Below are 22,074 nucleotides of genomic sequence, written 5' to 3' on the forward strand. Positions count from 1 at the left end.
CCTTCTTACGGCATGATGCTGACGTGATCTCGACGTGACGGAACCCAAACCGCGGCGGTCCGGCCGGATCCGGATGACGAGTGCGGAGCGTCGCGAACAACTCATCACCATCGCCCGTGGCCTGTTCGCCCAGAAGGGGTACGAGGCGACGTCGGTGGAGGAGATCGCGGCGCGCGCCGAAGTCTCCAAGCCGGTCGTCTACGAACACTTCGGCGGCAAGGAAGGCCTGTACGCCGTGGTCGTGGACCGCGAGGTCCGCAGCCTGCTCGACACGGTCACCGCATCGCTCACCGCGGGCCGCGCGCACGAACTCGTCGAGCAGGCGGCACTCGCGTTGCTGGACTACATCGAGAGCTCGTCGGACGGATTCCGGATCCTGGTCCGCGACTCCCCGGTCGGCTCGTCCACCGGGTCGTTCATCTCGATCCTCAGTGACGTCGGCACCCGGGTCGAACACATCCTGGCCGAGGAGTTCAAGCGCCGCGGCCTGGATCCGAAGAACGCCCCGATGTACGCGCAGATGCTGGTCGGCATGGTCGCGCTCACCGGGCAGTGGTGGCTGGACGCGCGCAAACCGAAGAAGCAGGACGTCGCCGCCCACCTGGTCAACCTGGCCTGGAACGGCCTGTCCGGCCTCGAGGCCAAACCGACCCTCTCGACCCGCCCGCACAAGTAGCCGGACGCGCACCACTCACCAACCTCGGCCGCGCCCGGGCCGCCCCGCCCGACTCGCCGGAGTCGAGCGTGACGACAGCGGGTTGTGGAGTGCTGGGAGTCCGCCCGTGGGACGACACTCCGGCTCGCCGGATCCGCCCATGGCATGACTTCCGGGCGATCGCGGCCCCGTACCCTGGCCCGCATGACGGGGATCCTGGCCGCGCGGCCCCTGCCCGCCCGGAGCAAGGCGTTCGACCTGCTGCTGGCCGGCGGGCTGACGATGTTCTTCGGGTTCCTGTCACTGGCGCAGGAACACTGGACCGGTGTGCTCGGCCTCGGCATGCTGGTCCCGCTGGTCTGGCGCCGGAGCCGGCCCGAGCTGGTCTTCTTCGGCGTCGCCGCGGTCGCGGTGCTGCAGTGGCTCGGCGGGGCGAACCTGATGGCCGGCAACGTCGGCCTGCTGGTCGCGCTCTACACGATCTCGGTCTACGGCGAGATCAGGTACAGCCGGATCGCGCTCGGTATCGGCGGACTCGGCGTCCTGATGGCGACGTCCCGGTACTGGAGCACCAGCGACTGGCGTCAGCAGGTCACCATGATGGTCGCGCTCGGCGCCCTCGTCTTCGGGGTCTGGGCCTTCGGTGAACGCCGCCGCACCCGCGGCCTGTACGTCGCCCAACTCGAGGAACGCGCCGCCCAGCTCGAACGGGACCGTGATCGCGAGGCCGCGCTGGCCGTGTCGAACGAGCGGACCCGGATCGCCCGGGAGATCCACGACGTGGTCGCGCACGGGTTGTCGATCATGATCGTCCAGGCCGACGGCGGACTGTACGCCGCGGACGCCTCCCCCGAGCAGGCGAAGAAGGCGCTGGCCACGATCGGCGACACCGGCCGCGCGTCGCTGACCGAGATGCGCAAGATGCTCGGCCTGCTCAAACAGGACACCCAGCCGGACCTCGATCCGAACCAGCCGCGCCCGCAACCCGGCGTCTCCTCGTTGCCGGAACTGATCGACAACGTCCGCGACGCCGGGCTCACCGTGGCGTACGAGGTGCGCGGCGAACCCCGGAACCTGCCCGCGCTGCTCGGGCTGACGGCGTACCGGATCGTCCAGGAAGGCCTGACCAACACGCTGAAACACGCCGGCCCGGGAGCGCGGACCTCCGTCACCCTGGACTACGGACACGAGATGCTGACCGTGGTCGTCACCGACGACGGCCGGGGCGCGGCCGTTGCGCCGAGCACCGATCCGGGGCACGGCCTGGTCGGGATGCGGCAGCGCGCCTCGATCTCCGGCGGTACGGTGAACGCCGGACCGAAGGCGGGTGGCGGCTACGAGGTGGTCGCCCGGCTGCCGTACAACCTTCCTGGAGGCCAGCAGTGACCGAGACCGACGACGTGATCCGCGTCTTCCTGGTGGACGACCAGGAGCTGGTCCGGGCCGGGTTCACGATGCTGGTGGACTCGCAGCCCGACATGCGGGTGGTCGGTCAGGCCGGCGACGGTGGCGACGCGGTGGAGAAGCTGCTGGTGACCGGTGCGGACGTGGTGCTGATGGACGTCCGGATGCCGCGGCTGGACGGGGTCGAGGCGACCCGCCAGGTCCAGTCGTTGCCTGAGGCCCCCAGGGTGATCGTGCTGACCACGTTCGACCTGGACGAGTACGCGTTCGCCGCGATCAAGGCGGGCGCGGCCGGCTTCCTGCTCAAGAACACCCCGCCGGCCGACCTGCTCAGCGCGATCCGCCAGGTGCACTCCGGCGACGCGGTCGTCTCCCCCAGTACCACCCGGCGGCTGCTCGAACACTTCGCCGGCGCACTCCCGGACGGCGAGCAGGAGCAACCCGACCTAGGCGACCTGACCGCCCGCGAACGCGAGGTCCTGGTCGAGGTCGCCCGCGGCCTGTCGAACACCGAGATCGCTCAGCTCTTCACGTTGTCCGAGGCAACGGTCAAGACCCACATCGGCCGCATCCTCGCCAAGACCGGCCTCCGCGACCGGGTCGCCCTGGTCGTCCTCGGCTACGAGACCGGCCTCGTCAAACCCCACGCCTGACCCCCTTCACCTGAACGTCCACCTGCGCGACGGGTCGGTCGCGGTCGTCCTGCTGATGCCGAAGCAGACGTCGACCGAGTTGAGTGGGGATCCGCCGGGGCCGGACAGTGCGGCGTATGTGATCACCCACTGGGCCAGGGTGGTGCGGTCCTAGTACGACCCAGGTCGTACGGAGAGTGCAGTCTCAGGTCCGATTCGGGTCATGGTCGTTCTCACTAGGTTCTTGGAAGGTGGTGGGACAGCCCCATCACCGAGGGACTTCGAGGAGACCGATGACCATCCAGACCGGTGAGCTGCCGCTCGGTCGTCTGCCGCAGGACGCCGCGCCGCGGACCGCGATCCGGGCGCACGAGTTGCGCAAGGTGTACGGGCAGGGCGACACCGCGGTGGCCGCGCTCGACGGAGTGTCCGTCGACTTCGGGGTCGGCCGGTTCACCGCGATCATGGGCCCGTCCGGGTCCGGCAAGTCGACGTTGATGCACTGCCTGGCCGGCCTCGACACCCCGACCGCGGGCCAGGTGCTGCTCGGCGAGACCGAGCTGACCCAGTTGCCCGACAACGAGCTGACCCGGATCCGCCGGGACCGGATCGGGTTCGTCTTCCAGTCGTTCAACCTGTTGCCGATGATGTCGGCGAAGGACAACATCCTGCTCCCACTGGAGCTCGGCAACCGCAAGCCCGACAAGGAATGGCTGGACACGCTCGTCCAGGTCCTCGGTCTGGGTGACCGGCTGACCCACCGTCCGTCCGAGCTGTCCGGCGGCCAGCAGCAGCGCGTCGCCGTCGCCCGCGCCCTCGTCGGCCGGCCCGAGGTGGTGTTCGCCGACGAGCCGACCGGCAACCTGGACTCCCGCTCCGGCGCCGAGGTGCTCGGGTTCCTCCGCCGCTCGGTCCGCGAGTTCGGCCAGACCGTGGTGATGGTGACCCACGACCCACTCGCGGCGTCGTACGCCGACCGGGTGGTGATGCTGGCGGACGGCCGGCTCGCCGGTGAGCTGTTCGAGCCGACACCGGAGACGGTGCTGGACGCCCTGCGGCAGCTGGGAGCCTGACCGTGCGCCGCTCCATCCTGTCCTCGCTGCGCGCCCACCTGGGCCGCCTGGTCGCCGCCTGTCTGGCGATCGTGCTGGGGGTCGGCTTCGGCACCCTGGCGATGACCGCGCACGCGTCGGCGTCGCACGGAATCGACGAGACCATCGGCAAGGCGAACGCCGGCGTCGACGCCGTCGTGATCGGCGACAACGAGTCGGTCCAGGTCAAGGACGCGGAGGCGATCCGCAAGGTCCCGCAGGTCGCGTCCGCGGTGATCGACACGTCCGCGTTCCTGCAGGTCTCCTGGGCCGGCAAGGTCCGCCCGGACTACCTCGCCGTCTCCGCGCTGTACGACACCTCCCGGATCGCCGGGCCGACGACGACCCAGGGCCGACTGCCGGCCGGCACCCTGGAGATCGCGCTCCCGGCCAAGGAGGCCGAGAAGAACAAGGTCGGCATCGGCAGCAAACTCACCCTGTCCTCGTACGACGAGAAGCGCTGGACCGTCACCGTCGTCGGCCTGCTCGACGACAGCAAGACGGTCGGCCCGTCGCACGCGGTCGCCACCGCCCAGTCGGTCAAGATCTTCGAGCCGGAGGGCTACATCAGCGCGGTGAAGGTCGCCGCGAAGCCCGGCGTCAGCCAGGCCGACCTGGTCACCGCCATCACGCCCGTGCTCGGCAAGGGCCTGGAGACGTTCACGGGTGCGGCCTGGATCGAGCACGAGGTCCAGGGGTTCACCAACGGGATCGACGTCCTCGGTGGCGTGTTCGGCATGTTCGCCGTGATCGCGTTGTTCGTCGCCTGCCTGGTGATCGCCAACACCTTCACCATCGTGATCGCCCAGCGCACCCGCGAGATGGCGTTGCTCCGCTGCGTCGGGGCGTCCCGGCGCCAGGTGTTCTCGTCGGTCCTGGCCGAGGCGTCCGTGGTCGGCCTGGTCGCGTCCGCGATCGGGGTCGTGTTCGGCGTCGCGTTGTCGGCACTCGGGCTGCGGCTGGCCCAGGAGTTCGACTGGGGGATCCCGCCGGTCGCTCTCCACCTCGACCTGGTGTCCGTGGTCCTCCCGCTGCTGCTAGGGACGGTCGCCACGATCGCCGCCGCCGTTGTACCGGCGCGCCGCGCGACCAAGGTGGCTCCGCTGGCCGCGCTGCGGCCGGACGCGGCTCCGGTGGCGGCGTCCAAGGCGGGTGCCGTCCGGCTGATCCTCGGCTTCCTGCTGCTCGCCGGTGGCGGTTTGTTGCTGGCGGCAAGTGCCATGACGAACCAGGTCATCGTCGGTGTCGGCGGTGGCGTGATCTCCTTCCTCGGCGTCCTGGCGATCGGTTCGCTGCTGGTGCCCGCGCTGGTCCGGCTGCTCGGCCTGCTGCCGTCGCGCAAGGGCGGTGTGCCGGCCCGGATCGCGGTCGGCAACGCGGTCCGCAACCCGAAGCGCACCGCCGCGACCACGTCCGCGCTGCTGATCGGGGTGACGCTGATCAGCCTGACCTGTGTCGGGATCGCCTCGGTCCGCAAGACGTTCGACGTCACGATGGACAGCGAGTACCCGGTCGACCTGATGGTGACCGCATACCAGGAGAAGATGCCCGCCGGCGCCGAGCAGCAGCTCCGCGACCTCAAGGGCGTCACCGAGGTCGTCCCGGTCCGAACCCTCGAGGTGAAGTCCGGCCAGCAGGAGCTCGACCTCACCGCGCTCGACCAGGCCAAGGCGCCCGCCGTCGTGCACAACCCCGAGCTGACCGACAAGCTCAAGCCAGGGGTCGCGCTGCTCGACCGGAACACGATGAACATGCTCGATCTGAAGGACGGCTCGACCGTCACCTTGGTCGCCGGTCAGAACAAGCTCACCCTGCAGGCGTACCGGGCGACCGGGCTGGAGCCGTTCACGCTGACCCAGACCGACCTGGCGAAGCTGGCCCCGTCCGCCGGGGTGTCCGGGTACTGGCTGGCCACCGATCCGAAGGCCGACGGTCCGGCGGTGATCGAGTCGGTCCAGCAGTCGATCCCGTCGGTGAAGGAGCTGTCGGTGTCCGGCGGCTTGGCCGAGCGCAGTGCGTACACGAAGATCTTCGACGTCCTGCTCGCGGTCGCGGTCGGTCTGCTCGGGGTCTCGGTGCTGATCGCGCTGGTCGGCGTCGGGAACACGCTCAGCCTGTCGGTCCTCGAGCGCACCCGGGAGAACGCGTTGCTCCGCGCGATGGGGCTGACCCGGCGGCAACTGCGCGGCATGCTCGCGGTCGAGTCGTTGCTGATGGCCCTGGTCGCGGCCGGTCTCGGGATCGTGCTCGGCCTGGTCTACGGCTGGACCGGGACGGCCGCCCTGATGGGCGCCCAGACCGGCGGTCAGGTGCAGTACGCCGTACCGGGTGGGCTGCTCGTCACGATCGCGCTGGTCGCCGCGGTGGCCGGGCTGCTCGCCTCGGTCCTGCCGGCCCGGCGCGCGGCCAAGGTCGCCCCGGCCGGAGCCCTCGCCAGCGAATGAGCTGACACCGGCCACCTCGTCGTCAGACGAGCTCGACGCGGTTCCCGTGGCCGTCGGCGGTGTGGAAGCGCCGACGGCCCGGGATCGTGTCGTTGTCCCACGTCACCGGGAAGCCGAGCCCGGCGAGCTTGTCGGCCAAGACGTCCAGGTCGTCCACCTGAAACGCCGGATGCGCCTTCCGCGCGGGCCGGAAGTCCTGCTCGACCCCGACATGGATCTCCGCCTCCCCGGCGCGGAACCAGCAGCCGCCCCGGGCAGCGAGCAACGGCGGCTTCTCCACTTCGGTCATCCCCAGCGCGTCACGGTAGAACGCCCGCGCCACGTCCTCGCCGCCAGGCGGGCAAGACACCTGGACGTGATCGAGCCGCATCAGCTCTCCGCCTTGTGCGCGACCGCGAAGATCCGCCGGAACCGCAGCAACGTGCCGTACTCCCGCCGCGGGTACGCCTCCGCCAGCCGAGCGCCGTACTCCGCCTCGAACCGCTGGCGCAAGTCATCCGGCAGCGACTGCAGTACCGGCCGGGCGCCCGTCCCCTTGACCCATTCGAGCACCGCGTTGTCGCCGGGCAGCAGGTGGTTGTAGGTCGTCTCCCACGCGTCCACCGAGCACCCCAGCCCGCTCAGTACGTCGATGTACGTGGCCGGGCTCGGCACCTCGGCTCGCAGCGACCGCTCAGCGGCGTACTCCGCGTACGGGGCGGTGTTGGCCAGTTCGCGCAGGATCGCGTGCGAGGGGGCGTCGCCGTTGCCGGGGATCTGGATCGCGAGCCAGCCGCCCGGCTTGACCGCCTCGACGAAGGTGGGCAGCAGGTCGAGCTGTTCGGGGATCCACTGCAGGGTCGCGTTGGTGACGATCACGTCGATCGACCCGGCCGGCGCCGACCACTCGCGCAGATCCGCGACCTCGAACGTGAGCCGGTCCGCGGCCAGCTTCTCCGCCTCGGCGATCATCGCGGGCGACGAGTCGACGCCGTGCACGGACGCGGCCGGCCACCGGTCCAGCAGGGTCGCGGTCAGACTGCCCGGCCCACAGCCGAGGTCGACGACGACGGCCGGCTCCTCGGCACCGACCCGGCGGACCAGGTCGGCGAACGGGCGGCCCCGCTCATCGGCGTACTTGCCGTACTGCTCCGGACTCCACACCGGCGACGATCGCATACCCGCTCCCTCGACGAAGATCTCTTGATGTCGAGATACTTTACTCACGCGAGTTGTCTTGATGTCAAGAGTCTTGATCGCCTAACCTCGGAGACATGAGAGACGAGGTCGACCGGCTGATCGAGGCCTGGCGCCGGGAACGGCCCGACCTCGACGTGGCTCCGATGGAGGTGCTGTCCCGGGTCACCCGGCTGGCGCGCCACCTGGACCGGGCCCGGAGCCAGGCGTTCTCGACGCACGGGCTGGAGTCGTGGGAGTTCGACGTGCTCGCGGCGCTCCGGCGGGCGGGCGCTCCGTACCGGCTGTCCCCCGGCCGGCTGCTCAAGGAGACCCTGGTGACCTCGGGGACGATGACGAACCGGGTGGACCGGCTCGCGGCGCGCGGGCTGGTCGAGCGGCTACCGGATCCGGCCGACCGCCGGGGCGTCCTGGTCCAGCTGACCGACGCCGGCCGGGACGCGGTGGACGCGGCGATGGCCGACCTGCTCGCCCACGAGCGAACCCTGCTCGGCGCGATCAGCGAGCGGGACCAGGCCCGGATCGCGAAGGTTCTGCGCGAACTGGTCGGACCGTTCGACCAGGAAAAACACTGACTTTTCCACAGGCTCGTTTTGCACGTGCAGAAACAGTTTTCCACAGGTACTGAGTTCGCCGTGGAATTGTGCCGGAATAATCCGAAAAGACGACCCGTCACTTAATAGCTCGGCGTTCGTTGCTAGTTGCAACAAGATCGTGAGACTGCTGTAGCCGACGGCTATCGACACTGGGTCGAACCGGACACTAGGGTCCTCACTGTCGGTGCGGAACCGACTACACAAACGTCAATCTCAGTGGCTTCGGCGGCGAGAGGTGGTCCGCCGAACCGGTCGATGGTGTCCGAGGCTCGGGGCTCGGACAACGCCGGCCGACGGGGCCCGCTCACCCGGCAGCCGCGGCGTACCCTCCCAATCACAGGGGATCGGAGGGTGCGCCGCGACTCAGTTTCAGCACCCTCCTGGGGCCTGCGGAGAAGCCTGAGATTTGATCATGTATACAGGGCGAATTCGCGCGGCTATTCCGCTCGCTCGGCCGCTTCCAGCCAAGCGCTTTCCAACTCCTCGCGTTCTTCGGTCAGCTTGCGCAGTTCGGCGTCGAGCTCGGCCAGCCGCGCGTAGTCGCTGGCGTTCGCGGCGAGCTGGTCGTGCAGCTTCGCCTCCGACGCGCCCAGCTTGCTGAGCTGCCGCTCGATCCGGTTCAGCTCCTTCTTCGCCGCCCGGGCGACCGCCGGATCGACCGGCTTCGCGTCGGCCGACTCGCTTTGCGGCGGGGCGACCGTCTCTGGGTCAGCGGCAGGCGCCGTAGTCCGCGCGGCCGGTCGTCGCGCTGCCCGGGCTGCCGCCGCGGTACCGTCCTCGAGCTCGTCCAGGTACTGCTCGACGCCGCGCGGCAGATGCCGGACCCGGCCGTCGCCCATGATCGCGTAGACCATGTCGCTGACCCGCTCGAGGAAGTACCGGTCGTGGGTGACGACCACGACGACCCCCGGCCAGCTGTCGAGGAAGTCCTCCAGCACCGTCAGGGTCTCGACGTCGAGGTCGTTGGTCGGCTCGTCCAGGATCAGCACGTTCGGCTCGTCCAGCAGGATCCGCAGCAGCTGCAACCGGCGCCGCTCACCACCGGACAGATCGCCGATCCGCGTCGTCAGCCGGTCACCGGTGAACCCGAACCGCTCCAGCAACTGCGACGAGGTCAGCTCCCCGCCTCGCCCGGCCAGCGCCGCGGTCCGCCGGATGTCGGTGATGTGCGCGAGCACCGTCGCGCCGCCGTCGATCTCCTCCAGCGACTGCGAGAGGTTCGCGATCCGGACCGTCTTGCCCTGCTTGACCTGGCCCGAGTCCGGCGCGAGCTGCCCGGTCAGGACCTTGAGGAACGTGGTCTTGCCGGCCCCGTTCGGCCCGAGCAGCCCGATCCGGTCGGCCGGGCCGAGCCGGAACGTGACGTGGTCGAGCATCACCCGATCACCGAACGCCAGGCTCACGTCCTCCGCGTCGAACACGTCCTTGCCGAGCCGCGACGTCGCCAGCTGCGACAACGCGAGCTTGTCCCGCGGCGCCGGCTCGTTCTCGATCAGCTGGTTCGCCGCGTCGATCCGGAACTTCGGCTTCGACGTCCGGGCCGGCGCCCCCCGCCGCAACCAGGCGAGCTCCTTGCGCAGCAGGTTCTGCCGCTTGGTCTCCATCACCTGCTCGGCCCGCGAACGCTCCGCCTTCGCCAGCACGTACGCGGCGTATCCACCGTCGTACGACGAGACGCGGCCGCCCTGGACCTCCCAGGTGTCGGTGCAGACGGCGTCCAGGAACCACCGGTCGTGCGTCACCACGATCAACGCGGCCGCCCGGTCGACCACGTGCTCGGCCAGCCAGTTCACCGCCTCGATGTCGAGATGGTTCGTGGGCTCGTCGAGGATCAGCAGATCGACCTCGGTCAGGAGCAGCCGCGCCAGGGACGCCCGGCGCCGCTCACCGCCACTCAGCGTCTTGATCAGCGCGCCGTGATCGACCCCACCGAGCAGGTGCTCCATCACGGACCGAGCCCGCGGGTCAGCCGCCCAGGTATAGGTCTCGACCTCCCCGAGCACCGCGTGCAGCACCGTCGCGTCCGGATCGAGGTCGTCGCTCTGGCCGAGATACCCGATCCGCAGGTCCCGGTTGTGCGTGATCCGGCCGGAATCCGGCTCCTCACGCCGAGCGATCACCTGGAGCAGAGTGGACTTGCCGTCGCCGTTCCGCCCGACCACGCCCACCCGCTCCCCCCGGCCGACGCCGAGGCTCACACGGTCGAGCAGGATCCGGGTACCGAAGCCCTTCGAAACGGCTTCCAGGTTGACGAGATTGGGTGCAGGAGAAGTTGCCATGACCGGCCCAGGGTACCGGTCAGCTCCGAGGAGGCGGCGCGGCGTGGTTGGTGGATGGGACGGCGTGCTCAGATCTCCTCGGCCGGGGCGACCGCCGCGTCGGGTCGCCCGGAGCGCTGGAGTGACTCGGCGATGAAACCGCTCGCCTTCAACTCCTCCACGACGCCCCGCAGGTACTGGACCGTCTCCGGCGTGCGCGTCTTCGTCGTACCGACCGCCTGGCGGATCTGCATGAACCGCTCCTCGATCACCCGCAGTTCCGGGTGCTCCGCCACGTACGCCGTGATCGGCTGACGGATCCCAGCCGCCACGTCCAGCCCGTCCGTCTCGAAGACGTCGGTCCCGTCGCTCCCCCGGACCAGCGTCGCGTGCTCGAAGGTCCGCGTCAGGTACAGGTCGTACGCCGAGCCCTGCTTCACCCCGATCCGTACTCCCTCGCGATCCGCCTCCGCCGGGCTCGTGATCGCCGAATCACGCCGGACCGCGAACACGCCCTCGATCACCACGTACGGCGCCGTGAACGCGACCTCGCCTTCGCGGGCCGGTTCGATCGCGAGGAAGCAGAGGTCGGCCTGGCCCTCCCTCATCGCCTCGAACGATTTGCGGGCGGCGTCGAAGCAGTGGAACTCGACGGGGAGGTCGAGGCGGCGCGCGAGTTCGCGGGCGATGTCGACCGTGACGCCGGCCGGGGCCTGCGGAGTGCCTTGAGCGAGGACCGGGTTGCCGAGGTTGATCGAGACGCGGAGGACGCCTTCGGGCGCGAGGTCCTTGGCGATGGCAACGGTGGGGGTGGTCATGGTCGGGAGCCTAGACGAGCGCTTGTCGGTACTGGGTCCGGCGACGAGAATGGCGCGGATGACGGCACAGTTCGGTCCGCACCGGTTCTCGGCGGGCGAGTACGACAGCGACCACACCGACCAGTACCGCGGCGCGAACTTCACCGTCCACGATCTCACCGGCAGCCGCTTCGTGGACTGCGACCTGACCGACGTGAAGATCGTCGACGGCGTCCTCGTCAACGTCGACATCTCCGGCTACGTCCAGCACCTGGTCGTCAACGGCATCGACGTCACCGACTACGTCAGTACCGAACTCCACCGCCGCCACCCCGAACGAGCGCGACTCGGCGAACTCCGCGGCGCAGACGATTTCAAGGCCCTGTGGTCGACGGTCGAGGACCTGTGGAGCGGGACGATCAAGCGAGCCGAACGCCTGCCGGAAGAGGTACGGCACGAACGCGTGGACGGCGAGTGGTCGATCGCGGAAACCCTGCGCCACCTGATCTTCATCACCGACGCCTGGGTCAGCCGAACCGTCCTCGACGAGCCGCGCCCGTACCACCCGATCGGCCTTCCCCAGAGCTGGTACCCGCAGGCTGACGCTGCCGCACTGGGAATCGACGTGAACGCAGCTCCGACGTGGACGGAGGTGCTGGAGGCGTTGGACAGCCGGCGAGCGGTGGTACGCACGATCATGGTGGACCTGAAGGATGCGGACCTCGGCCGACTGTGCGATCGGCCGCCGGCCCCGGGCTACCCCGAAGGCGACCGCCCAGTCGCCGAATGCCTGGCAGTCCTCCTGGAAGAAGAAATAGAACACCACCGCTACGCAGTACGAGACCTTCAGGCGCTGGAGGCCCGGTAAAGCGGGCCAGAACCGTGCAGGTCGACAGGAGGTAGTCACCAACCCGCGCCACTCCCCGCCCGGGCCAGGCGCCTCCTCCACCTCAACCACCAACCACCTCCTGTCGAGACGCACGCTGATCCCCCGAACCCGTCTGTCAGAGCTGGTTGAGATACAGCAGGTACGCCTTCTGGTTCAGCGGGTCGCCGTCGGTCCTGGCTCGGACTGGCGGCTCGCCGACGACCGGTTGATACGCGGCGAAGGTTGTCTGCAGAACGCCCTCGCCATGCGTGAGCCCAGGGAGGCTCGACTCGAAGGCGTTCAGCCTCGCCACCGGGATGCGGCCGGCCAGGTTCGCCTGGTCTCCCATCACCTCGCTCGCGTCCACCACCGCCGTCGATTCCGCCAGCTTCGCCACCACGCCCGCAACGGCATCCACCGGTACCTCCAGCTCGAACCGATCGACCGGCTCGTGGACCGTCGTACCCGCCTGCTCCAACGCACCCAGCAACACCGGCGGCACCAATCGGCGAAAGTCGGACGCGGAAGTCGCCGGCGGCGCGAAGCCTGTGTGCGTGACGGTGACCCGCAGATCGGTGACCTCCCAGCCGAACGGCCCCTGCTTCACCGTCTGCCGTACTGTCTCCTCGATCGCCGTATGGAGCGCGCGCGGCATGTCCCCCACCTCGACCTCCACCCGGTACTCCAGCCCTGTACCAACCGCCCCCGGCTCCACCAAGAAGCCAACCTCGGCAAGCCACGGGTTGTCCGAAGCACCGATCTCCCGATGCGCCGACCCCACCCCGTCGACCCGCTCCACGTGGATCGGCCGCGTCTGCGAGAAGGTGACCGCCACTCCGTACTCGGACTCCAGCAGCGACGCGATCACCTCTTTCTGGACCTCGCCGTACAGGCTCACCGAGATCTCCTCGTCCTTGCGGACCTGGATCAGCGGATCCTGCTCGGCCAGCTGCACCAACGCCTGGTACAGCTTCCCCCGGTCCTTCGCCTGGACCACGGTCTCCAGCGTCGGCGGTGCGAACAGCCCGCCTCCCCCAGGACCGGGCCGGCCCAGTTGGTCGCCGATCTGGATCTCCTTGATGCCCCGCAACGCCACGATGCGACCCGCGGGAGCGCAGGCGACGGGTCGCGTTCCACCGCGTTCGAAGACCTGCACCGACGTCGGTTTCGCCGAGTACTGCGTGGCGCCGCGATGCACCGCGATCTCCTCCCGCGCCCGCAACGTCCCACCGAACAGTCGAGCCGAGGCGATCTTCTCCCCCGCCGACCCACGCTCGACCTTGAAAACCGAACCCTGCAACGGATCCGCCGCCGATCCAGTTGCGCGAGGCAACAGTTCCACGATCCCGTCGATCAGCTCGGCAACACCTTCACCGGTCATCGCCGACCCGAAGTACACCGGCCGGACCAGCGACGCCGCGGTCTGCCGAGCCAGCTCGGCCCGGCACGACTCCACAGTCACCGTTTCGTCGAGATACCGGACCAGGAACTCGTCGTTGCGTTCGGCAAGCGCTTCCGTGATTCGCCGATCGTCCGCGGCGAACGGTACGGTCCTCGCGGCCCGCGTCCCCAACTCGGCCACGGCCGCGACCGGGACCGCGTCCACCGTGAGCAGGCGGCGGATGTCGGCCAGCAGGCTGTCGTACCGGGCGCCCATCCGGTCGATCTTGTTCACGAACAGCAGGGTCGGGATGCGCAGCCGGGTCAGGGTGCGCAGCAGCAGTCTCGTCTGGACCTGGACCCCCTCGACCGCGGAGATCACCAGGACGGCGCCGTCCAGGACGGACAGGGCGCGCTCGACCTCGGCGATGAAGTCCGAGTGTCCGGGGGTGTCGATCAGGTTGATCGTCGCACCGGCCAGTTCGAACGACACGACCGCCGAACGGATCGTGATCCCGCGCCGGCGCTCCAGGTCCATCGAGTCGGTGCGGGTGTCGCCGTCGTCGACCCGGCCGATCCGGTCGACGACCCCGGCGGCGTGCAGCAGCCGTTCGGTCAGGCTGGTCTTACCGGCGTCGACATGCGCCAGGATTCCCATCGTCAGTGTGTTCAAAGGTCCTCGTCCGAAGCTCGATCCAGGGGGTGGCAACGGGGTGGATCGAGCGGCGGCGCATGCGGGTCTCCTTCGGACTCGGACGGAACCGAACAAACGTTTGTCGATGGTAGCGCCGGGTTTTCTGTCGCGCAGCCGGATTTCCCTCGACTTCCGTCTGACGCATGTCCAGACCTGCCGACGGCCAGTAACCTGCGCCCCACGGCGGCCCAAGTCTTGCTCGAACTTCGCGGATCAAGGGATTTCGGGCGCCGGGGAGAGCATCCAAGGAGCTCCGATGTCACTCACGGACGACTATCTCGCGGCAGCCGCCGAACGCGGCCCGAAAGCCGGTGCGATTCTGTCGGCGGCGGCCCCCAAGCTCGACGCCACCACGTACCTGGGCCGGTGTCTGAGCCGCCCGACCTTCCTCGAGGCCGAGACGTACCGCCGGCTCAGCGCGGACCTCGACCTGCTGTACTCCGCGCTCACCCGGCTGCCCGAGCGGCTGTTCGGTGGCGACCTGGCCGAGTTCGCCCGGACCGTCGGGATGACCGAGACCCAGGTCGGCGCGATCACCCGCGGCCGTGGTCCGGCGCCGAGCCGGATGGGCCGGGCGGACATGTACCGCGACGAGAACGGCTTCCACCTGCTCGAGATCAACCTCGGCAGTACCGTCGGCGGCGTCGACAACCCGGTCCTGAACGCGGCCATGCTCGAGCACCCGTTCATCGCCGACTTCGTCGCGGCCAACGACCTCACCCACGCCGAGACGATGACCGAGGTGGTCCGCACCATCCTGACCGAGGCGAAGGTACCGACCGGGGTCCGGCCGGTGATGGCGATCGCCGACTTCCCGGACAGCTACCCCGACCTCGAACGCCAGCTGCACAAGAGCGCCGAGATGCTCGCGCCGCTCGGGATCGACGCGCTGCCGTGCCCGGTGGACGCGCTGGAGTACCGCGACGACCGGATCTGGCTCGGCGACCGGGCGATCGACGTCGTGTTCCGGTTGTTCATGATCGAGGACGTCCTCAAGCCCGGCGCGGTCGAACTGCTCGAACCCGTCCTGCAGGCCTCCGAACGCGGCCACGTCGCCATCTTCACGCCGCTGGACGCCGAGCTCTACGGCAGCAAGGGCGCGCTGGCCCTGCTGTCCGACGAGGCGTACCGGGACCGGTACCCCGCGGACGAGCTCGCCGCGCTCGACCGGATCCTGCCGTGGACCCGGATGGTCCGCAGCGGCAAGGTCACCGTGGACGGCGAGCAGGTGGACCTGCGCGAGTACGCGCTGGCGAACCGTGAGGAGTTGGTGCTGAAGCCGACCGCATTGCACGGCGGCGAAGGCGTCCTGCTCGGCTGGCAGACCGACGCGGAGGCGTGGGCGGCCCGGCTCGACGAGGCGATGGACAACCCGTGGGTCCTGCAGCGGCGGATCCGGCCGGTTCCGGAGGTGTTCCCGACCGACGACGGGACCGAGCAGTGGCTGCTCACCTGGGGCGCGTTCCTGGTCGCCGGCGGCCTCGGCGGGTTCCTGATCCGGGGCTCGCAGGAGCTCGACGGCGGCGTCGTGAACATGGCCACCGGCGCGACCGCGACCTGCTGTTTCCACCAGGTCTGACCGGCCCGGGACAGAGGTCAAACGACCGTTTGCCAAAGACGGCCGGAATCCCCGCTATGCAAGGGTTTTCCGTCTGGCTGAGGGTTCGGCCACGGGAGTAACGTCGCGCACTGCGACCGGCCCGGTGCGAACAAGTCACCGGGCCGTACTTCCGCCGGCCGCCCCTTCGGACAGGAGTCGTCATGTGCGCAGCAACGAAGACCGGAGTCACCGTCGTCGTCGTCCCGCCGGCCACCGCGAACGGGCCGATGCACGTCGGCCACCTCTCCGGGCCGTACCTCGCGGCCGACATCGCCGCCCGCGCCGCCCGGGCCCGCGGTGAGCGGGTGGTGACGACGGCCGGGTTCGACGTCCACCAGAACTGGGTGCTCACCCGGGCCGAACGTGAGGGCGTCGACGTGGAGAAGCTGGCCGCGTCGTTCCGCGAGGAGATCGTGGCCGCGTTGACGGCGGCCCGGATCCGGTACGACGTGTTCCTCGACCCGCAGAGCTCGCAGTACCAGACCGGGGTGACCGCGCTCGCCGCCGACCTGACCCGGGCCGGCAAGTTCCCGATGCGCGAGCTCACCCTGCTCGCCTGCTCGGACTGCGACCGGACCCTGCACCAGTCGTACGTCGTCGGCGAGTGCGCGTGGTGCGGCTCGGAAGCGGCCGGCGGTGGCTGCGAGGGATGCGGCGGCTACACGTCGGCCGAGAACCTGGTGAATCCCCGCTGCAACCGCTGCGGCGGCGCACCGCGGCCGTTCCAGGCGACCGTGCCGGTGTTGCCGATGGAGGACTACCGGCAGGAACTCGTCGAGGTCTGGCTGCGGGCCGAGCTGCCCGATCGCGCCCGCCAGATCGTCACGCACTACCTGGAGAACCGGCTCCCCGACGTCCCGATCGCGTACCCGACGAACTGGGGGCTGGCCGGCACCGGTCCGCACGACGGGCTGCGGCTCGAGGTGTACGCCGAGGTCGGGCTGAGCACGTTGCACGGGGTCGCGCAGTCGCTGCGTCCCGGGGCACTCGGGCTCGACGACATCACCGCGGCCTGGTCCGAGGTCGGGGCGCTGTGGCACTTCAACGGGATCGACAACGGGTTCTACTTCGCGCTGTTCTGGCCGGCCGTGTACCTGGCGGCCGGGGTCCCGCCCGAGGCGATCGGCGGGGCGCAGGTGAACGAGTTCTACACCCTGGACGGGGAGAAGTTCTCGACCAGCCGGAACCACGCGATCTGGGCGAACGACTTCCTCGGTGACGAGGACGTCGACATCGTCCGGCTCTACCTCGCCTGGGACCGGCCGGACCGGTTCGCCAGTGACTTCACCCTGTCGGCGTACCGCGAGTTCGAGGCGTACGTGCGGCCGTTGCTCGGCAAGTCGGGCGAGCCGCCGGTGGTGACCGACGTCCCGCCGGTGCTCGCGGAGGCCGACGTGGTCCGCGGGGTCGCCGCGTTGAAGCCGCGCGGGTTCGACCCGGCGCTGGCGGTCCGGGCGATGCTGACCGGGTTGGCGGCGAGCGCGCCCGGGGCCGAGATGCTGCTGTCGATCCTGACCGGGCGGTGACGAACGCCATGGACGTTCCGAACTACGACGGCCGCATCTTCCGCCCGATCGGCAATCCGCCCGGCGCACCGACCGGGCGGTACCACCAGAACGGCACGCTGATCTGGGCCGAGTTCGGGGGCGGGCGGCTGCACTACGGCCGGCTGGTCGGGACCTGCGACGAGACCGGCACGATCACGGCCACCTACTGCCAGCTGACCGCGACCGGCGAGGTCACGGCCGGCGAGGTCCGCAGTGTGCCGGGCCGAACCGCCGACGGCGTCCTCACCCTGACCGAGAACTGGCACCGCCTCGACGGCTCCACCGGTGTCTCCGTGATCGAGGAGGTCGACCCCTCACTCGCACCGGCCGACCCGACCACCATCCAGCACGCCGCACTCCCCTAGCGCCGCCGGACCGCCACCACTCACCAACCGGGGGATTCCGGGCCCAGGGCCCCTATTGGCTCCGCCGCGGCCTGGTTGATGAGTGGTGCAGGTCCGCCCCCTACGATGGGGGCTTCATCGGAGCAAGCCCGGGAGCCGGCTTGGCGGACAACTTGCGGTTCTTCGTGCTGCGGCAGGTCGGGATCGAGCGGGACGGTGTCCCGCTGGTGCTTGCCCGCAAGCCACGGGCCCTGCTGGCCGTCCTGTTGTTGCGCGCGGGCCGGCCGGTGTCGGTCGCCCAGCTCGCCGAGCGGGTCTGGGGCGAGGACCTGCCCGTGGACGAGCGGGGCGCGCTGCAGACCTACGTGAACCGGCTGCGGGCCGCGCTCGGCGAGGACGGCGCGATCGTGCAGAGCCGCGCCGGTGGGTACCTGATCGAGGCCGGGCCGGATCAGCTGGACCTCGCCGAGTTCGAGGACCTGGTCGCGAAGGCCGACCGGGTGGCCGAGCAGGATCCGCGGGCCGAGGCCGACCTGTTGCAGCAGGCCATCGCGTTGTGGGGCGACGACCCGCTCGGCGACACGGGGTCGGAAGCGCTGGAGCGGCTCGAGCTGCCCGCGCTGGTCGAACGCAGGCTGAGCGTCGTCGAACGCCGGATCGACGCCGAGCTCCGGGTCGGCCTGGACGCCCAGCTCGTCCCCGAGCTCCGCGCGCTGACCGCCGACCACCCGTTGCGCGAGCGGCTCTGGGCCCAGTTGATGCTCGCCCTCCATCGCAGTGGCCGGCGCGCCGCCGCGTTGTCGGCGTACGACGCGGCCCGGCGGCAGCTGGTCGACGACCTCGGAATCGAACCAGGCAAGGAACTCCGCGACCTGCAGCAAGCGATCCTGGCCGGCTCGGAGTCCCTCGACGCGCCCGACCTGCCCGAACCGCAGCCGGCCTGGCCCGTGCACCGGCAGCTCCCGTTGGAGGTCGCGGATTTCACGGGCCGCGAGCAACTGGTCAGCCGAGTGGAGAAGCTGCTCACGGACCCGGACCTCGGCATCCCGATCGTCGCGTTGTCCGGCCCACCCGGCGCCGGCAAGTCCGCCCTCGCGATCCGGGTCGGCCATCGCCTGCGTTCCGCGTTCCCCGACGGCCAGTGGTACGTCGGGCTCGCAGGCGCCGGCGAGCACCCGCGCGACCCGTACGCCGTCCTCGCCGAGCTCCTCGTGAACACCGGGCTCGCGACCACCGCGGTACCGGATGGCCTGGACGCGCGGGCCGCGTTGCTGCGGTCGAGGCTCGCCGATCGGCAGGTGCTGATCGTGCTCGACGACGCGGGCAAGGCGGACCAGGTCCGGCCGCTGCTGCCCGGATCGGCCGGTAGCGCGGTGCTCATCACCAGCCGGAATTCGCTGGCCGGGCTGATCGCGTTGGCGGGTGGCCAGAGTGTCCCGCTCGACCAGCTCGCCCCGGACGAGTCGGCCGCACTCGTGGCCGCCTTGCTGGGGTCCACGGTGCTCGACCGGAGCGAGGCGGAGGAGCTGGCCCGGCTCTGCGGGCACCTCCCGCTGGCTCTGCGGATCGCGGCGTCCAATCTCGCGGCCAGGCCCGGGACCGATCCCGCGCGGTACCTGGCCGATCTGCGGTCGGGGAACAGGCTCAGCAAGCTCGCGGTGTTCGGTGACCCGCAGGCCGCGGTACGGAACGCGTTCGAGCAGTCGTACCGGAGCCTGGATGCGGAGACGTCGCGGTTGTTCCGGCTGCTGGGCGTGGTCCCGGGGCCGGACTTCAACGGGGACGCGGCGGCTGTCCTGCTCGATCGACCGGTGGACGAGGCCGAGGCCGTCCTCGGTGCGCTGGCCGCGGCGAACCTGGTCCAGGAGCATCAGCCCGGCCGGTTCCAGTTCCACGATCTGCTCCGGCTCTACGCGGAGGAGCACGGCGCCGCTGATCCCGAGCGATCGGCGGCCCTCGATCGGCTCCTGGTGGATTACCTGATCCGGTTGAACGCGGCGTCCCAGGCCATCGCTCCACGCAAGATCCGGTTGCCGTCCTTGCCGGTCGTGGCCGACGCCGGACTCGCCGAACTCACCCCGGCCGAGGCGCGGACCTGGCTGGCCGCCGAGCAGGTGAACCTGGTCGCCGCCGTGTCAGCGCGCGCCGGGCGGCCGGAGTACACCTGGCATCTCGCCGACCTGCTGCGCGGTCCGTTGGAGGCCGACGGCCACATCGCCGACTGGCGCGAGGTGGTGACGACCGGGCTGGAGGTCGCGCTGGAGGCGGGCGATCCGCGGGCGACCGGTTCGATGTACCGGTCCCGCGGCAGCCTGTACGCGAGCCTCGGCCGGTTGGAGGACAGCGAGGCCGACCTGCTCGAGGCCGCCCGCTGGTTCCGCCGGATCGGCGACCGGACCGGCGAGATCAGCGCGCTGAACAGCCTGGGCATCTCGACCGCCTTCATGGGCCGGGTCAGCGTCGCTTACGACTACTGCCGCCAGGCGTACGAGGCGGCGAAGGAAGCGGGCCTGCAGCACCAGACCGCGATGACGCTCGGCAATTTGGCCGCGATCCTGCACCAGCTCGGCCGGCCGCGGGAGTCGCTGGCCGCGGCCACCGAGGCCAGGCAGTTGCAGGCGGACCTCGGCGTCGGTCCGGGCGAGTCCTCGACGCTGCACACGATGGCGGTCGCCCAGCAGTCGCTCGGCCTGCTGGACGAGGCGCTGGCGGCGATGACGATCGAGCTCGAGGCGGTCGAGCGGCTCGGCGATCCGCGGGACGTGGCCCAGTCGCTGGAGGCGCTGGCGACGATCCACCGGGACCGGGGCGAGTTCGAGGCGGCGGAGGCGGCGGCGTTGCAGGGGGTGGCGCTGGCGATCGAGGTGCAGGACCCGATGACGGAGGCCCACCTCCGGACGACGCTCGGCGACGCGCTCGTCGAGCTGGCGCGGTACGCCGAGGCCGCCGACAGTTACCACGCCGGGCTGGTCCTGGCGCGGCAGACGAAGTCGGCCGAGGTGGAGGTACGGGCGTCGGTCGGGCTGTCCCAGCTCGAGCTGGTGGCCGGCGATCCGGCCGCGGCCGTCGAGCACGCGGAGCGCGCGGTGGCCGTCTTCGAGACGCTGGAGATGCGCATCCTGGAAGGGACCGCGCGCTCCCAGCTCGCCGCCGCCCGACACGCGGCAGGGAACCTCGCCGAGGCGCGGACCGAGGCCGAGCAGGCCATCACACTGCACGAGGAAGCCGGAGCCCCCATCCACACCGCCCGCTCCCACCAGATCCTGGCACGCATCTCCCGCAGCGCCTCCTGAGGCGCCTCCCGCAGCGCCTCCTGAGGCGCCTCCCGCGGCGCCTCCCGCAGCGCCTCCGCGGCGTCTCCCCCGGCGCCTCCCCCAGCGTCTCCGCGGCGTCTCCCCCGGCCCCTCCCGCGGCCCCTCCCGCGGCCCCTCCCGCGGCGTCTCGTGGGTTGACCCACGAGGTTGATGCTTGGCCCATCGGATTCTGGTGGGCCAAGCATCCATCGCAAGGGTTAACCCACGAGATCCCGGGCCAGGGCCGGCCAGGGCCAGGCGGGGGCCAGGCGGGCGCGGGGGGCCGGGCGCGGGCGGGGGCCAGGCCAGGGCCGGCCGGGGCCAGGCGGGGGCGGGCGGGGGGAGGGGGTGGGTGGGGCTAGCGGGTGATGGGGGCTGGGAGGATGCGGGCGCCGGGGACCGGGCCTTCCGCCTGGCGGACCATTCGGCACAGGCCGGACTCGGCTAGTTCGACGGCGAGGTCTACCGCGCGTCGGCTGTCCGCGGCGAGGAACAGGCAGGTGGGCCCCGACCCGGAGATCATCGCCGCCAACGCGCCTTGGTCCAGGCCGAACTGCAGCACGCCACCCAGCTCGGGTCGTAGCGACAGCGCCGCCGCCTGCAGGTCGTTGCTCAGCGCAACAGCCAACGCGGCCGCCTTGCCGGACAGCAACGCGGACAACAGGGCCGGGCTGACCTCCGGCGGCTCGACCCGGCGGAGCGGCCGCAGCTTGTCGAGCTCGGAGTACACCGCGGGCGTGGACAGGCCGCCGTCGGCGACCGCGAAGACCCAGTGGAACGTGCCGCGCGACATCACCTCGGTGACCTGCTCGCCGCGGCCCTGGCCGAGCGCGGTGTGGCCGACCAGGCAGAACGGCACGTCGCTGCCCAGCTCGGCGGCGAGGTGCTGCAGCTCCGACTGCGACAGCTGCAGACCCCAGAGCCGGTTGCAGGCGACCAGGGTGGCGGCCGCGTCGGTCGAGCCACCGGCCATCCCGCCCGCGACCGGGATGGTCTTGCGGATGCTCAGGTCCACGCCCTCGGTGACGTCGTACTCCGACTGCAGCAGCCGGGCCGCGCGGACAGCGAGGTTCGAGTCGTCGGTGGGGACGTCGACGGCGAAGTCACCGACCACCTCCACGGTGATGTCGGTGTCGTCCCGGACGGTCGCGGTGACATCGTCGTACAACGCCACCGCCTGGTACACCGTGGCGAGCGGGTGGAAGCCGTCCGGGCGCGGCGGACCGACGGACAGACCGAGATTGATCTTGGCCGGCGACCGGACCGTGACCTGGGCTGATGGTGGCACGGGCACA

General features: G+C 70.6%; 17 protein-coding genes. 11 read left to right on the forward strand and 6 right to left on the reverse strand.

Going from position 1 to position 22,074, the window contains the following annotated elements:
• The first annotated feature begins 34 nt into the window (after window positions 1-34).
• From FB561_RS00270 to FB561_RS00290, 5 genes are all read left to right on the forward strand, one after another.
• On the forward strand, window positions 35-676 hold the full coding sequence (locus tag FB561_RS00270) for a TetR/AcrR family transcriptional regulator (protein ID WP_145801417.1): 642 nt from the start codon (window positions 35-37) through the stop codon (window positions 674-676).
• Window positions 677-859: 183 nt separating this feature from the next.
• Window positions 860-2,041, forward strand: a complete 1,182-nt coding sequence (locus FB561_RS00275; RefSeq protein ID WP_145801425.1) for a sensor histidine kinase — start codon at window positions 860-862, stop codon at window positions 2,039-2,041.
• Entirely contained in the window at window positions 2,038-2,712 is a 675-nt protein-coding gene (locus FB561_RS00280) for a response regulator transcription factor (protein ID WP_145801433.1), read from the forward strand. Before FB561_RS00275 ends, FB561_RS00280 begins: the two co-directional genes overlap by 4 nt.
• Before the next feature lie 272 nt (window positions 2,713-2,984).
• Window positions 2,985-3,764: an ABC transporter ATP-binding protein gene (locus FB561_RS00285; protein WP_145801441.1), complete on the forward strand. Its 780-nt coding sequence runs from the start codon at window positions 2,985-2,987 to the stop codon at window positions 3,762-3,764.
• Between the two features lie 2 nt (window positions 3,765-3,766).
• Window positions 3,767-6,226 (forward strand): ABC transporter permease, encoded by a 2,460-nt coding sequence (locus FB561_RS00290; protein ID WP_145801448.1) that lies wholly within the window; start codon window positions 3,767-3,769, stop codon window positions 6,224-6,226.
• Window positions 6,227-6,248: 22 nt separating this feature from the next.
• Here the strand turns inward: FB561_RS00290 and FB561_RS00295 are convergent, their stop codons facing one another.
• A complete protein-coding gene (locus FB561_RS00295) occupies window positions 6,249-6,596 on the reverse strand; it encodes a VOC family protein (protein ID WP_145801457.1) in 348 nt (115 codons plus the stop codon).
• The gene (locus FB561_RS00300; RefSeq protein ID WP_145801464.1) at window positions 6,596-7,384 is read right to left on the reverse strand and encodes a methyltransferase domain-containing protein; all 789 of its coding nucleotides are present in this window, start codon (window positions 7,382-7,384) and stop codon (window positions 6,596-6,598) included. The genes FB561_RS00295 and FB561_RS00300 overlap by 1 nt, the downstream gene beginning before the upstream one ends.
• A gap of 95 nt (window positions 7,385-7,479) precedes the next feature.
• On the opposite strand from FB561_RS00300, the gene FB561_RS00305 reads away from it, so the two are divergent.
• The gene (locus tag FB561_RS00305) at window positions 7,480-7,977 is read left to right on the forward strand and encodes a MarR family winged helix-turn-helix transcriptional regulator (protein ID WP_145801472.1); all 498 of its coding nucleotides are present in this window, start codon (window positions 7,480-7,482) and stop codon (window positions 7,975-7,977) included.
• 458 nt (window positions 7,978-8,435) lie between these two features.
• Here the strand turns inward: FB561_RS00305 and FB561_RS00310 are convergent, their stop codons facing one another.
• Window positions 8,436-10,277, reverse strand: coding sequence for an ABC-F family ATP-binding cassette domain-containing protein (locus FB561_RS00310; RefSeq protein ID WP_145801479.1), 1,842 nt, complete (start codon window positions 10,275-10,277; stop codon window positions 8,436-8,438).
• A 68-nt stretch (window positions 10,278-10,345) separates the two neighbouring features.
• A complete protein-coding gene (locus tag FB561_RS00315) occupies window positions 10,346-11,074 on the reverse strand; it encodes a transporter substrate-binding domain-containing protein (protein ID WP_145801487.1) in 729 nt (242 codons plus the stop codon).
• 58 nt (window positions 11,075-11,132) lie between these two features.
• On the opposite strand from FB561_RS00315, the gene FB561_RS00320 reads away from it, so the two are divergent.
• Entirely contained in the window at window positions 11,133-11,921 is a 789-nt protein-coding gene (locus tag FB561_RS00320; RefSeq protein WP_145801495.1) for a DinB family protein, read from the forward strand.
• A gap of 136 nt (window positions 11,922-12,057) precedes the next feature.
• Here FB561_RS00320 and FB561_RS00325 read toward each other — a convergent pair whose 3' ends face one another.
• Entirely contained in the window at window positions 12,058-13,974 is a 1,917-nt protein-coding gene (locus tag FB561_RS00325; protein ID WP_145801503.1) for a GTP-binding protein, read from the reverse strand.
• A 277-nt stretch (window positions 13,975-14,251) separates the two neighbouring features.
• On the opposite strand from FB561_RS00325, the gene FB561_RS00330 reads away from it, so the two are divergent.
• The 4 genes from FB561_RS00330 (at window position 14,252) to FB561_RS00345 (ending at window position 20,779) form a co-directional block, all read left to right on the forward strand.
• The gene (locus FB561_RS00330; RefSeq protein WP_145801511.1) at window positions 14,252-15,574 is read left to right on the forward strand and encodes a circularly permuted type 2 ATP-grasp protein; all 1,323 of its coding nucleotides are present in this window, start codon (window positions 14,252-14,254) and stop codon (window positions 15,572-15,574) included.
• A gap of 182 nt (window positions 15,575-15,756) precedes the next feature.
• Window positions 15,757-17,121, forward strand: coding sequence for a class I tRNA ligase family protein (locus FB561_RS00335; RefSeq protein WP_145801519.1), 1,365 nt, complete (start codon window positions 15,757-15,759; stop codon window positions 17,119-17,121).
• An 8-nt stretch (window positions 17,122-17,129) separates the two neighbouring features.
• Entirely contained in the window at window positions 17,130-17,507 is a 378-nt protein-coding gene (locus tag FB561_RS00340; protein WP_170284541.1) for an avidin-fold protein, read from the forward strand.
• 140 nt (window positions 17,508-17,647) lie between these two features.
• Window positions 17,648-20,779, forward strand: coding sequence for an AfsR/SARP family transcriptional regulator (locus FB561_RS00345; protein WP_145801538.1), 3,132 nt, complete (start codon window positions 17,648-17,650; stop codon window positions 20,777-20,779).
• A gap of 358 nt (window positions 20,780-21,137) precedes the next feature.
• On the opposite strand, the gene FB561_RS00350 is transcribed toward FB561_RS00345, so the two are convergent.
• Window positions 21,138-22,073: a 4-(cytidine 5'-diphospho)-2-C-methyl-D-erythritol kinase gene (locus tag FB561_RS00350; RefSeq protein WP_145801553.1), complete on the reverse strand. Its 936-nt coding sequence runs from the start codon at window positions 22,071-22,073 to the stop codon at window positions 21,138-21,140.
• Between the last annotated feature and the right edge of the window lies 1 nt (window position 22,074).

The organism is Kribbella amoyensis, from assembly GCF_007828865.1.
Lineage (GTDB): Bacteria > Actinomycetota > Actinomycetes > Propionibacteriales > Kribbellaceae > Kribbella > Kribbella amoyensis.

What these genes read in the sequence shown, in the direction of transcription:
- FB561_RS00275 (WP_145801425.1), top strand. Translation starts at nt 860, where the DNA reads ATGACGGGGATCCTGGCCGCGCGGCCCCTGCCCGCCCGGAGCAAGGCG.
- FB561_RS00285 (WP_145801441.1), top strand. Translation starts at nt 2,985, where the DNA reads ATGACCATCCAGACCGGTGAGCTGCCGCTCGGTCGTCTGCCGCAGGAC.
- FB561_RS00295 (WP_145801457.1), bottom strand. Translation starts at nt 6,596, where the DNA reads ATGCGGCTCGATCACGTCCAGGTGTCTTGCCCGCCTGGCGGCGAGGAC.
- FB561_RS00300 (WP_145801464.1), bottom strand. Translation starts at nt 7,384, where the DNA reads ATGCGATCGTCGCCGGTGTGGAGTCCGGAGCAGTACGGCAAGTACGCC.
- FB561_RS00305 (WP_145801472.1), top strand. Translation starts at nt 7,480, where the DNA reads ATGAGAGACGAGGTCGACCGGCTGATCGAGGCCTGGCGCCGGGAACGG.
- FB561_RS00310 (WP_145801479.1), bottom strand. Translation starts at nt 10,277, where the DNA reads ATGGCAACTTCTCCTGCACCCAATCTCGTCAACCTGGAAGCCGTTTCG.
- FB561_RS00315 (WP_145801487.1), bottom strand. Translation starts at nt 11,074, where the DNA reads ATGACCACCCCCACCGTTGCCATCGCCAAGGACCTCGCGCCCGAAGGC.
- FB561_RS00320 (WP_145801495.1), top strand. Translation starts at nt 11,133, where the DNA reads ATGACGGCACAGTTCGGTCCGCACCGGTTCTCGGCGGGCGAGTACGAC.
- FB561_RS00330 (WP_145801511.1), top strand. Translation starts at nt 14,252, where the DNA reads ATGTCACTCACGGACGACTATCTCGCGGCAGCCGCCGAACGCGGCCCG.
- FB561_RS00335 (WP_145801519.1), top strand. Translation starts at nt 15,757, where the DNA reads ATGTGCGCAGCAACGAAGACCGGAGTCACCGTCGTCGTCGTCCCGCCG.
- FB561_RS00340 (WP_170284541.1), top strand. Translation starts at nt 17,130, where the DNA reads ATGGACGTTCCGAACTACGACGGCCGCATCTTCCGCCCGATCGGCAAT.